The sequence below is a fragment of the Stenotrophomonas sp. 109824_Sma genome (genome assembly GCF_056480025.1).
Map to the genome: position 1 here is coordinate 3,440,982 of NZ_CM151078.1, position 12,305 is coordinate 3,453,286.

A 12,305-nucleotide genomic window follows, 5' to 3' on the forward strand; every position below is an offset into this window, starting at 1 on the left:
CGGACCCGCATGAACGCCCGCCTGTTCCGCTTCGGCATCAACCTCTGGCCGCCGTTCCTGTTCACCGGCATCCACGTCACCCGGATCACGCCCGATTACCGGCAGATCGACGTGGCACTGCGGATGCGGCCCTGGAACCGCAATTACGTGGGCACGCATTTCGGCGGCAGCCTGTTCGCGATGACCGATCCGTTCTGGATGCTTGGCCTGCTGCACATCCTGGGCCGTGACTACTATGTGTGGGACCGGGCCGGTGCGATCGATTTCCTCAAGCCTGGCCGGGGCACGGTGCGCACTTCGTTCCGCATCGACGATGCACTGCTGGCTGAGCTGCGTGCCGAAGCGGCTGGCGGTGAGAAGGTGCTGCGCTGGTTCAGCAACGATGTCGTCGACGAAAGCGGCGAGGTGGTCGCCCAGGTACGCAAGCAGGTCTACCTGCGGTTGAAGCCGCACGCACGCTGATCCAGTACGCGGGCGCTATCCTCTGCCTCCCTGCCATGGAGGCTCCGATGCGCCCGTATGCTCTCGCCACACTGCTGACCACCCTGCCCTTCGCCGCCCACGCCTTGGACCTGCCGCCGGTGCGGTATCCGACGCTGCCGGCACAGGCGGCCAATGCCGCCGGTTTCGTACCCCAGGGCTGGACGCTTGAATCGAGTGTCGAAGGCGATCTCGACCAGGATGGCCGCGCGGACCTGGTGCTGGTGCTGCGCCAGCAGGAGCCGCGCAACGTCATCGAGCACGATGGATTCGGACCCTCGCCGTACGACAGCAACCCGCGCATTCTCGCCGTGGCGTGGTCGCGCCCCTCCGGCTATGTGCTGGCGGTGCAGGACCACCAGCTGATACCGCGCCCGGACAATCCGGTGATGAGCGACCCGCTCGAAGACGGCAGCGTCAGCATCCAGCGCGGCACCCTGAAGGTCGCGCTGTTTTCATTCGCCAGCGCGGGAAGCTGGTCAATGGGCACGACCGCCTTCACCTTCCGCTGGCAGGACGATGCCTTTGCGCTGATCGGCTACGACCAGAATTCGGTGATGCGCAATTCCGGGCAGACCGAATCGGTGAGCGTGAACTTCTCCACCCGCAAGGTAAAGCGGAGCGAAGGCAGCATCGAGAACGACAAGGACAGCGTGCGCTGGGAGCCCCTGCACAGCCGTCGCCGCTGGACACTGCAGACCATCGGTGATGGCTGGGCATTCGATCCGCTGGCGGGCAGCGACTGAGCCGCTGATCAGTCGCGCGCAGCAGCGCCCGGGGCGTTCTCCATCACCAGCGGCACCGACAGCCATGGGCTCTCGTCGCTGCTGCGCGACGGTGAACGCCGCGGCACCTGCAGGCGGCGACCATCGGCCGACAGCTGCGGTGCCCGCACCGGCGAGCGGAACTGGGCAGGCAGGCGCTGCAGCGCATCCACCGGGTCCTCCGCCTGCTGCCGCAACCAGCGCTGCGCGCCGATCAGCCGCACCATCGCGGCGGCATCCTGGGTCCTTGACGAATAGGCGGGATAGACCGGGCGGGCGATATCGGTCAGCACGCACCCCATGATGTTCGACAGGCAGCCGAAGTCATGCTGCGGCGGTGCCGGAACCGGCAGCGGGCGATCCGCTTCCAGCGCGGCCATCGCCGCCGCGCCGCATGCCCAGCCCAGATTGCCCGCCGCGCGCGCCAGGGTGCTGCTGCGATCGAGTACCAGCACCCCGCCGAATTCCTGCGCCGAGGTTTCGATCGCGGCCCGGCTCATCGCGTACTCACCCTGCATCGCACGGCACAGGCTCTGTTCGGCAGCCAGCATCGGCTGCATCGCCTGCTCGCATTCCGCTGGCAGCGGATGGTCGGCCGGCAGCTCGACCAGCATGTCGGCCAGCAGCTGGGCATTGGCCTGCACCAGGCTGGTACCGATGATGCTCTCCACCAGGTAACTGCCGCCCGTCACCAGCCGGCGGCCCAGTTGCAGCCCACGGCAGCTGCCACGCAACGCGCCATCGATATCGCCCTGCACATAGGCCAGCGCGCGCGCGCTGGTGGCATCGATCATCAGGCCATAGGTCGGCAGCGGCACCAGGATGCCATCGCCCTTGGGCCGGAACGGCGATGCGAAGTGGTCTGCATCGGCCAGCTGGTCCAGGCGCGCATGCAGCTGCTGGTGGCCAGCGTGGGCATCAATGAAGCGCTGCGGATCGGCGCGCACCTGGCCCAGGCAGTCGCTGGCGGTCGGTCCGCAGCTGGCCGCCGGTCGTGATCGCAGCTCGTCATGGTCCTCCGCCAGCTGCGGTCCCGCGCCGCCATTGCCGCGCGGATCCGCCTCCCAACGCTGCACATCGCGGGCCAACGCCTGTTCGCGCTGGCGTGTGTCGAGATCGTCGAACGCGAGCGTCCACAGCAGCGCGAAGCCGTTGTGGCCGTGGACGGGCAGGCGGGCCTGCAAGCGCTGCTGGGCCTGCAGCCGCGATTCCGGCACCGGCCACATGCGCGAGGCGCACCACACCACGATGGCCAGCACCAGCAGGCCTGCCAGGGTCCAACCCAGTCCGCGCAGAATCTTCAACACAGCTTCCCTTCCATGTGCCGTTGCCGCAGTCGATTCCCCAGCGTAATCGACCGGCCGTGACCGCTACAATGCGCACATGTCGCTCGAAGCCCCCGCCCTGGTCCCCCGCCCCTCCCTGCAGCGCCTGTTCCTGACCGGCCTGCTCACCCTGCTGCCGATCTGGCTGACCTGGGTCGTGGTCAAGTTCGTGTTCGTGCTGCTGTCGGGCATCTCCAGCCCGTTGGTGGTGCCGCTTTCCGAGCAGATCGCGACAAGCTTCCCGCATTACCTCGGCTGGGTCCGTGCCGAGTGGATCCAGGACACCATCGCCCTGCTGGCCACCCTGCTGGTGATCCTGGCGGTGGGCGTGGCCAGCCGCCGCGTGCTGGGCCAGCGCCTGCTGCGCTGGGTGGGCGCGGTCATCAAGCGCATTCCGCTGGCCAGCATCATCTACGACAGCGCCAAGAAACTGCTGGACATGTTGCAGACCGAACCGGGCAGCACCCAGCGCGTGGTGCTGATCGACTTCCCGCACCGCGACATGAAGTCGGTCGGGCTGGTCACCCGCGTGATCAAGGAACACGGCACCGACCGTGAACTGGCCGCGGTGTACGTGCCAACCACGCCGAACCCGACTTCGGGTTACCTGGAAATCGTGCCGGTGGAGCTGCTGACCCCGACCGACTGGACCGTCGACCAGGCCATGAGCTTCATCATTTCCGGCGGCGCCGTCGCGCCGTCCAGCGTTCCGTTCACGCGCGCCGGCGATCGCAGCGAATGACCGCGGCGCCGATCGAGCGCCCGCTGCAGGACCGCGCGGTCCTGCTGTTCATCGTGTTGGCCGCGTTCTTCTGCGGCAACGCGGTGCTGGCCGAACTGATCGGGGTGAAGATCTTCGCGCTGGAAGACACCCTGGGCATCGATCCGTTGAACTGGAACCTGTTCGGCCAGACCGGCTCGCTCAGCTTCACCGCCGGCACCCTGCTGTGGCCGGTGGTGTTCATCATGACCGACACCATCAACGAGTTTTTCGGCAAGCGCGGCGTGCGCTTCATCTCGTGGCTGGCCGTGGTGCTGATCGCCTATGGCTTCCTGTTCGCCTTCGCGGCGATATCGCTGGCGCCGGCCAGCTGGTGGGTCACCTCGATGGACGGCCACGGCGTGCCGGACTACCAGGCCGCATTCGCAGCGGTGTTCGGCCAGGGCATGTGGACCATCGCCGGTTCACTGGTGGCCTTCCTGCTCGGCCAGTTGATCGACGTGGCGGTATTCCATCGCATCCGCCAAGCCACCGGCGAGCGCCACGTGTGGTTGCGTGCGACCGGGTCCACCGCGATCTCGCAGGTGGTGGACAGCTTCGTGGTGATCTGGATTGCCTTCGTGCTCGGCCCGCAGCACTGGCCGACCTCGCTGTTCCTGGCCGTCAGCAGCGTCAACTACATCTACAAGATGGGCTTTGCGATTGCCTTGATTCCGCTGCTGTACCTGATGCGGCGCGCGATCACCCGCTATCTGGGCGCAGACAGGGCCGCTGCGTTGCGCGCTGCTGCGGCGGCTGACTGAAGCCCCAGCGGCGGCAAGCTGACTGCGCCTTCACGCTGGCCGTACGCGGCCGGATCGTGCAAGCTCCACGGTCTGTGTTCCACGGAAGCTCCTGATGCCGCATCCCACCCGCGCCCTGGCCGCCGCCATCGCCGCGTTGTTCCTGTTCAGTGCCGTGCCGTCGGCCGAAGCAGCGAAGAAGAAGGCCAGCCGCCCTGCCGCCGCGCAGACCCGCCAGGCTGCCAAGCCCAAGGCCAAGCCCGCCCGCGCCACCGCGCCGGCGCGTGGCAGCTCGGCACGCCGCGCCGCGCCGCGCCCGGTCGCACCGGCCCGTGCCGTACCCAAGCAGGTACAGCTGGAACGCCTGTACGACGAATACTGGGATGCCTCGATGCGGTTGAACCCGCTGCAGGCCACCTTCCAGGGCGAACCCCGCTACAACGACCAGCTGCCCAACATACTGTCCGCCGCCTGGCGCCAGCAGTCGCACGACTTCACCACCGAGTGGCTGGGCAAGGTCGAGAAACTCGGCAGCGACGGCCTGCAGGGCCAGGACCTGCTCAGCTACGAGATCTTCGTGCGCGACGCGCGCGCTTCGCTGGCCGCCGAGCGCTACCCGAGCTGGATGATGCCGATCAGCCAGTACTACAACATCGGCAGCATCATGGCGATCCTCGGTGCCGGCGCCGGCGCGCAGCCGTTCAACACCGTGCAGGACTACGACACCTGGTCGCGCCGTTCGCTGGGCATTCCCGAGCTGTTCGACCAGGCCATCGACAACATGCGCCAGGGCATGAAGGCCGGCGTGGTACAGCCGCGCGACCTGATGGAAAAAGTGCTGCCGCAGCTGGATGCAGTGATCAAGCCGACCGCCGAGGAAAGCATCTTCTGGTCGCCGATCCGCACCATGCCGAACACCATCCCGGCCGAGGACAAGGCGCGCATCAGCGCCGAGTACAAGCGCATGATCGAACTGCGCATCATGCCGGCCTACCGCGCCCTGCGCGGCTTCATCGCCACCGAATACCTGCCCGCCACCCGCGCCAGCAGCGGCCTGGGCGCACTGCCCGATGGCCAGGCCTGGTACGCCAACCTGATCGTGCAGACCACCGCCAGCGACCAGACCGCCGCGCAGCTGCACGCGCTGGGCGAACAACGCGTGCAGGAACTGCAGGCCCAGATCGCCACGGTGATGAAGGATGCCAAGCTGCGCGGCACCCCCACCAAGCTGCTGCGCAGCATGCGCAACGACCGCCAGTTCCAGTACGGCGATGCCAACGCGCTGATCAACCGCTACCGCCAGGTGCAGCAGCAGGTCAACGCACGCCTGCCGCAGGTGCTGGATACGATGCCGAAGGCGCCGCTGGACGTACGCGCGGTGGAACCGGAGCGCGCACTGACCGCCGCTGCCGCGGCCTATCAGCCGGCACTGCCCGGGCAATCCGCGGTGCTGTACGTGAACACCCGCGACCTGCCCAGCCGCAAGCGCTGGAACGTGCCGGTGCAGTACCTGCATGAAGCGATCCCAGGCCACCACGTGCAGCTGGGCCTGCAGCAGGAGCTGGCCAAGCTGCCGCGCTTCCGCCGCCTCGGTGGCGATCTTGCCTTCGTCGAAGGCTGGGGCCTGTACGCCGAAACGCTGGGCGAAGACCTGGGCATCTACACCGATCCCTACGACCGCATCGGCTACCTGTACTCGCGCCTGCTGCGCGCCGCCCGCGTGGTGGCCGATACCGGCGTGAACGCACAGGGCTGGAGCAAGCAGCAGGCCGTCACCTACCTGCAGAAGACCGTGGACATGAGCAGCGACGACGCCAACGCCGAAGTCGAGCGGATCATGGCCCAGCCCGGCCAGGCGCTGTCCAACGTGGCTGGCCTGACCACCATTGTTGCCCTGCGCGACAAGGCCAAGGCACGCCAGGGCGCCGCCTTCGACCTGCGCCGCTTCCATGCCGAACTGCTGAAGGACGGCTCGATGCCGCTGGATGTGCTGGACCGCAAGATGGAGCGCTGGATGGTTCAGCCCGCCAGCGCCACGCCCGCCCCGTCACCCTGACCCTTCCGGAGCCGCCATGCGTCCTGCCGTCGCCCTGTTCGCCGTCGTGCTGGGCCTGCTGCCGCTGGCCACCTCCGCCGCTCCGGTGCTGACCCCACCGGATGCGGGCATCGACGGCCTGATGCAGGCCTACGACGGCCAGGTGCCCGGCGCCGCCGTACTGGTGCTGCATGACGGAAAGCCGGTGTTCCGCCGCGGCTATGGCCTGGCGGTGGTCGAGGACGGCACCGCGGTCACCGCGGCCAGCAACTTCCGGCTGGCCTCGGTCAGCAAGCAGTTCACCGCTGCGGCGGTGCTGCTGCTGGTGGAAGATGGCCGGCTCGGGCTGGATCAACCTGCCCGGCAATGGCTGCCCGAACTGCCACCGGCTGCCGCCGCCATCACCATCCGCCAGCTGCTCTCGCACACCGGTGGCCTGCTCGACTACGAAGACCTGATGGACCCGGCCGACAGCCGCCAGGTGCACGACGCCGATGTACTGACCCTGCTGTCGCACCAGGACCGGCTGAACTTCGCGCCCGGCACGCAGTACCACTACAGCAACAGCGGCTATGCGCTGCTGGCACTGATCGTCGGACGTGCCTCCGGCCAGGATTTCGCAGCCTTCCTGCAGCAGCGCATCTTCCGCCCACTGGGCATGGCGCACACCGTGGCCCACCAGGACGGCGTCGATACCATCGCCGCACGCGCCTATGGCTACAGCTGGATCGATGGCCGTTGGCAACGCACGGACCAGAGCACCACCAGCGCCGTGCTCGGCGATGGCGGCATCTATTCCTCGCTGGACGACCTGGCCCGCTGGGATGCGGCGCTGTACGACGACCGCCTGCTGTCGAAGGCCTCGCGCCGCGCGATGTTCAGCCCGGCCACGGCAACACCCGAACCGGACGTACCGCACTACGGCTTCGGCTGGCGCCTGAATGGCCCGGTGCAATGGCACAGCGGCGAGAGCATCGGCTTCCGCAACGTGATCGTGCGCCACCCGGAGAAGCACCTGACCGTGATCGTGCTGACCAACCGCAACGACCCCGAACCCTATCCGCTGGCGCTGAAGATCGCCCAGCGCTGGCTGGACACCCTGCAATGACCCGCGATGCCGACGCCCTGCTGGGCATCCACCACGCCGCACTGATCTGCAGCGACTACGCACGCTCGAAGGACTTCTACGTGCGCATCCTCGGCCTGCGCGTGCTGGCCGAGAACCACCGCAGCGCGCGCGATTCCTGGAAGCTGGACCTGGCCCTGCCCGACGGCGGGCAGCTGGAACTGTTCTCCTTCCCCTCCCCGCCGCCCCGGCCCAGCCGCCCGGAAGCCCAGGGCCTGCGCCACCTCGCGTTCCGCGTGGCCGCGCTGGAGCCATTCATCCAGCGCCTGGCCGCGCATGGCGTGGCGTGCGAGCCGATCCGCGTGGACGAATACACCGGCCGCCGCTTCACCTTCTTCGCCGACCCCGACGACCTGCCGCTGGAGCTGTACGAGGTCGGTTGAGCGTGTGATTCGGGGTCAGATCCCTTTTCCAATGGAAAAGGGATCTGACCCCGCCGCCGCCACGGAAAGTCCCATCCACGCATGGCGTGGATCTACCGTGTCGACCAAGGTCGACACCTACCCACAGCACACGGAACCTGTCGAAGGCGGGGTGGGTCCGGTTGCGGGGGTGTCCGCGGCATGGATGCCGCGGCCAAGCCCCCAGGGACGGGTTCACGGCGTCCCCCGCAACCGGACCCACCCCGCCATACCGCGGAATGCTGGCTGTTGCTGTTGAGGTTGCCGGCCAGCGGCCGGCACTACCGCGGGTGCAGGGCGCAGCCCTGCAAAGCCCCCCTTCCCCATACCCCGCCGAATGGGTATACAGTCGACCCATGCCGGCAGCGTGCCGGAATGAACCCTGGGAGGGGACCATGCGCAACACCTTCAAGACCCTGCTGCTGGCACTGCCGCTGTGCCTGGCCGCCCTGTCGGCCCAGGCCGCCGACGGCGCCGCCGGCCGCTGGAAGACCATCGACGACAAGACCGGCAAGGTGAAGTCGATCGTCGAGATCACCGAGGCCGCCAACGGCACGCTGACCGGCAAGGTGGTCGACATCCTGCACTCGGACAAGGGCCCCAACCCGGTCTGCGATGGATGTGAAGGCGCCAACAAGAACAAGCCGGTGAAGGGCATGACCATCCTCTGGAACCTGAAGGCCGACGGCGCCAACAAGTGGTCCGGCGGCACCATCCTCGACCCGGCCAACGGCAAGACCTACAAGTCGAAGATGGAGCTGCAGCCGGGTGGCACCAAGCTGGACGTGTCCGGCTGCATCGCCTTCATCTGCCGCGCGCAGACCTGGCAGCGCGAATAAGCGCCCCCGTTCCCGCTTCATCCCCGTGACCCGGCCCCGGCCGGGTCACCTCGTTGCGGGCATGCGATACTCTGCGGTTCCCCTCGGCTTCACCCCGCGACCATGACCCGTACCGCGCTCGTCACCACCGCCCTGCCCTACGCCAACGGCCCGCTGCATCTGGGCCACCTGGTCGGCTACATCCAGGCCGACATCTGGGTGCGTGCGCGGCGAATGAGCGGCGGCAAGGCCTGGTTCGTCTGCGCCGACGACACCCACGGCACGCCGATCATGCTGGCTGCGGAAAAGGCCGGGGTTACCCCGGAAACCTTCATCGCCAACATCCAGGCCAGCCACGAACGTGACTTCGCCGCCTTCGGCGTGGCGTTCGACCATTACGACTCGACCAACTCGGCGGCCAACCAGGCGCTGACCGAGCAGTTCTACCTGAAGCTGGAGGCGGCCGGCCACATCAGCCGCCGTTCGGTCGCGCAGTTCTACGACCCGGCCAAGGGCATGTTCCTGCCCGACCGCTACGTCAAGGGCATCTGCCCGAACTGCGGCAGCCCCGACCAGTACGGCGACAACTGCGAAGTCTGCGGCGCCACCTATGCGCCGACCGACCTGAAGGAGCCGCGTTCGGTCATCTCCGGTGCCACGCCGGAAATGCGCGATTCGGAGCACTTCTTCTTCGAGGTGGGCCACTTCGATGCGTTCCTGCGCGAATGGCTGGCCGGCGATGTCGCCCTGCCGGGCGTGAAGGCCAAGCTCGGTGAGTGGCTCAATGCCGAAGGTGGCCTGCGCGCGTGGGACATCTCGCGCGATGCACCGTACTTCGGTTTCCAGATTCCCGGCCAGCCGGGCAAGTACTTCTACGTCTGGCTGGATGCGCCCATCGGCTACCTGTCCAGCTTCCAGACCCTGTGCGGCAAGCTCGGCGAGGACTTCGAAGCGCACCTGCGTGCCGGCACCAGCACCGAGCTGCACCACTTCATCGGCAAGGACATCGTCAACTTCCACGGCCTGTTCTGGCCGGCGGTGCTGCACGGTACCGGCCACCGCGCGCCGACCCGCCTGCACGTCAACGGCTACCTGACCGTGGACGGCGCCAAGATGAGCAAGTCGCGTGGCACCTTCGTGATGGCCCGTACCTTCCTCGATGCCGGCCTGGAGCCGGAAGCGCTGCGCTATTACTACGCCGCCAAGTCCGGCGGCGGCGTCGACGATCTCGACCTGAACCTGGGTGACTTCATCGCCCGCGTCAACGCCGATCTGGTCGGCAAGTTCGTCAACCTGGCCAGCCGCTGCGCCGGCTTCATCAGCAAGCGCTTCGACGGCCTGTTGGCCGCGCAGCTGCCCGATGCGGCGCAATACCAGCGCTTCGTCGATGGCCTGGCGCCGATCCGTGAAGCCTACGAGCGCAATGACCCGGCCGCGGCGATCCGCCTGACCATGACCCTGGCTGACGAAGCCAACCGCTACATCGACGACGTCAAGCCGTGGGTCATCGCCAAGCAGGAAGGTGCCGACGCACAGCTGCAGGCCGTATGCAGCCAGGGCCTGAACCTGTTCCGCGTGCTGGTCACCGCACTGAAGCCGGTGCTGCCGGCCACCGCCGCGCAGGCCGAGGCCTTCCTGGCCGCGCCGGCAAACGACTGGACCGACCTGGTGCAGCCGCTGCTGGGCCACCGCATCACTGACTACACCCCGCTGTTCACCCGTATCGACCCGAAGAAGATTGACGCCATGATCGACGCCTCCAAGGACACCCTGCAGCCGGCCGCCGCTGCCGCCCCCGCCGCCAAGACCGATGCGGTCAAGCCGGCCGCACCGGCACCGGCCAAGGAAGAAGCCAAGAGCACCGACGCCCCGGCCTACATCGGCATCGACGATTTCGCCAAGCTCGACCTGCGCATCGGCAAGGTGCTGGTGTGCGAGTTCGTGGAAGGCTCGGACAAGCTGCTGCGCTTCGAACTGGACGCCGGCGAACTGGGCAAGCGCCAGATCTTCTCCGGCATCCGTGGCAGCTACGGCGAGCCGGAAGCCCTGGTCGGCCGCAGCGTGGTGTTCATCGCCAACCTGGCCCCGCGCAAGATGCGCTTCGGCCTGAGCGAAGGCATGATCCTGTCGGCCGGTTTCGACGGCGGCGCGCTGGCGCTGCTGGACGCCGACAGCGGCGCACAGCCGGGCATGCCGGTCCGCTGATGCCCGCGGCGGGCGTGGCCACCGCCGCGCCCGCCGGCAGCACCGGCCACCGGACGCAACGCGATGGGAAGCAACGGAATGGAACTGGCGCTGTTCGACTTCGACCACACCGTGACCACCTGCGATACCTATGGCCGTTTCCTGCGCCGCGTGGCCACGGCCGAACAGCTGGCGCAGGCGTGGTGGAAGGTCGGCCCGTGGCTGGCCGCGTACAAGCTGAAACTGATCTCGGCCGAACGCATCCGTGCACGCGTCACCCGCCTGACCTTCAGCGACCGCCACAGCGATGACATCGCCACGCTGGCGGCCGGCTTCTCGCGTGAGTTCCTGCCCGAGGTTGTGCGCCCGGAGATGCTGGAACAGATCCGCTGGCACAAGGAACAGCAGCACACCGTGGTGATCGTGTCCGGCTCGCTGGACCTGTACCTGCGGCCGTGGTGCGAGCAGCTGGGCCTGCAGCTGATCTGCAACCGGCTGGAAAGCCAGGACGGCCGCCTGACCGGTCGCTATGCCGGCGGCGACTGCGGCCCGCGCAAGGTCGAGCACATCCGCCGCCAGTTCGATCTGTCGCGCTACGTGCGCATCCATGCCTACGGTGACAGTTCAGAAGACAAGCCGATGCTGGCGCTGGCGCACGAGCGCTGGTTCCGTGGCAAACCCCTGAAGTAATCCCAACGCGCAGCCTTCGCCACGCATGAGCCTGATCCCGCCCCTGACCGAACGCCTCGACCGCCTGCTGCCGCAGACCCAATGCGGGCAATGCGGCTACGACGGCTGCCGCCCGTACGCGCAGGCGATGGCGCGCGGCGAGGCGGGCGTGGACCGCTGCCCGCCGGGCGGCGATGCCGGCGCGCGCGCACTGGCGCAGGTACTGGGCGTACCCGCCGTTCCGTTTGATCGTTCGCGTGGCGAACACAAGGCGCCGCAGGTGGCGCTGATCGTGGAAGCCGACTGCATCGGCTGCACCAAGTGCATCCAGGCCTGCCCGGTGGACGCCATCATCGGCGGCGCCAAGTACATGCACACGGTCATTGCCGATCTGTGCACCGGTTGCGAGCTGTGCATTCCACCGTGCCCGGTGGATTGCATCGAGATGGTGCCGGCATAGCCGGGGTCAGATCCCTTTTCCGACGGGAAAGGGATCTGACCCCGTTCAATGATTACGGCACCGCGGCCGTCACCACGATCTCGACCTTCCACTCGGCGTGGGCCAGCTTGGCTTCGAACGTTGCGCGGGCCGGGGTCGCACCCTCGACCACCCACTCGTCCCATGCCTTGTTCATGCCGTCGAAGTCGGCGATGTCGGCCAGGAACACTTCGGCGCGCAGCACGTGCTGGCGATCACTGGCGACCAGCGCCAGCAGCTTGTCGATCTCGGCCAGCACCTGTCGGGTCTGCCCGGTGATGTCCTGGCTGGTGTCTTCCGGAATCTGGCCGGAGAGATAGGCGACCTTGTTGTACACGGTCATTTCGGACATGCGCGGTCCGACGTCGTAACGCTCCATCATGGGCGTGGCTCCTGCGGGTGATCAGGCCTGCATTGTCCTCCAAACCGGTCAACGGTGGGTGCAGGGGGAACCTTCGCGCAACATCACTACCGGGCTCCGACACACCTGCTGGTCAAATGACCGCGACAGGCGCACGATGC

The 12,305-nt window shown here is 67.7% G+C and carries 13 protein-coding genes; 11 read left to right on the plus strand and 2 right to left on the minus strand.

Annotated elements, in window-relative coordinates; translation table 11 throughout:
* Positions 1 to 9: 9 nt before the first annotated feature.
* The gene (locus ACZK1G_RS16305) at positions 10 to 462 is read left to right on the plus strand and encodes a DUF4442 domain-containing protein (protein ID WP_049447139.1); all 453 of its coding nucleotides are present in this window, start codon (positions 10 to 12) and stop codon (positions 460 to 462) included.
* 47 nt (positions 463 to 509) lie between these two features.
* Positions 510 to 1,226, plus strand: coding sequence for a hypothetical protein (locus ACZK1G_RS16310; RefSeq protein ID WP_049447240.1), 717 nt, complete (start codon positions 510 to 512; stop codon positions 1,224 to 1,226).
* Positions 1,227 to 1,234: 8 nt separating this feature from the next.
* Here the strand turns inward: ACZK1G_RS16310 and ACZK1G_RS16315 are convergent, their stop codons facing one another.
* Entirely contained in the window at positions 1,235 to 2,551 is a 1,317-nt protein-coding gene (locus ACZK1G_RS16315) for a hypothetical protein (protein ID WP_101765890.1), read from the minus strand.
* Between the two features lie 76 nt (positions 2,552 to 2,627).
* On the opposite strand from ACZK1G_RS16315, the gene ACZK1G_RS16320 reads away from it, so the two are divergent.
* The 9 genes from ACZK1G_RS16320 (at position 2,628) to rnfB (ending at position 11,765) form a co-directional block, all read left to right on the plus strand.
* Entirely contained in the window at positions 2,628 to 3,311 is a 684-nt protein-coding gene (locus tag ACZK1G_RS16320) for a DUF502 domain-containing protein (protein ID WP_014038041.1), read from the plus strand.
* A complete protein-coding gene (locus ACZK1G_RS16325; protein WP_014038042.1) occupies positions 3,308 to 4,093 on the plus strand; it encodes a queuosine precursor transporter in 786 nt (261 codons plus the stop codon). The genes ACZK1G_RS16320 and ACZK1G_RS16325 overlap by 4 nt, the downstream gene beginning before the upstream one ends.
* A 94-nt stretch (positions 4,094 to 4,187) precedes the next feature.
* A complete protein-coding gene (locus ACZK1G_RS16330; protein WP_101765891.1) occupies positions 4,188 to 6,128 on the plus strand; it encodes a DUF885 domain-containing protein in 1,941 nt (646 codons plus the stop codon).
* Positions 6,129 to 6,144: 16 nt separating this feature from the next.
* Entirely contained in the window at positions 6,145 to 7,215 is a 1,071-nt protein-coding gene (locus ACZK1G_RS16335) for a serine hydrolase domain-containing protein (protein WP_049447132.1), read from the plus strand.
* A complete protein-coding gene (gene gloA2, locus ACZK1G_RS16340) occupies positions 7,212 to 7,616 on the plus strand; it encodes an SMU1112c/YaeR family gloxylase I-like metalloprotein (RefSeq protein ID WP_049447129.1) in 405 nt (134 codons plus the stop codon). Before ACZK1G_RS16335 ends, gloA2 begins: the two co-directional genes overlap by 4 nt.
* Before the next feature lie 413 nt (positions 7,617 to 8,029).
* Positions 8,030 to 8,473, plus strand: coding sequence for a DUF2147 domain-containing protein (locus tag ACZK1G_RS16345; RefSeq protein ID WP_014038046.1), 444 nt, complete (start codon positions 8,030 to 8,032; stop codon positions 8,471 to 8,473).
* Positions 8,474 to 8,575: 102 nt separating this feature from the next.
* Positions 8,576 to 10,657, plus strand: a complete 2,082-nt coding sequence (metG, locus tag ACZK1G_RS16350) for a methionine--tRNA ligase (RefSeq protein ID WP_101765892.1) — start codon at positions 8,576 to 8,578, stop codon at positions 10,655 to 10,657.
* A gap of 78 nt (positions 10,658 to 10,735) precedes the next feature.
* Entirely contained in the window at positions 10,736 to 11,326 is a 591-nt protein-coding gene (locus tag ACZK1G_RS16355; protein WP_049447126.1) for an HAD family hydrolase, read from the plus strand.
* 25 nt (positions 11,327 to 11,351) lie between these two features.
* Entirely contained in the window at positions 11,352 to 11,765 is a 414-nt protein-coding gene (gene rnfB, locus ACZK1G_RS16360; RefSeq protein ID WP_101765893.1) for an Rnf electron transport complex subunit RnfB, read from the plus strand.
* A gap of 52 nt (positions 11,766 to 11,817) precedes the next feature.
* Here the strand turns inward: rnfB and ACZK1G_RS16365 are convergent, their stop codons facing one another.
* Positions 11,818 to 12,165, minus strand: a complete 348-nt coding sequence (locus ACZK1G_RS16365) for a RidA family protein (protein ID WP_005418155.1) — start codon at positions 12,163 to 12,165, stop codon at positions 11,818 to 11,820.
* Positions 12,166 to 12,305: the final 140 nt, after the last annotated feature.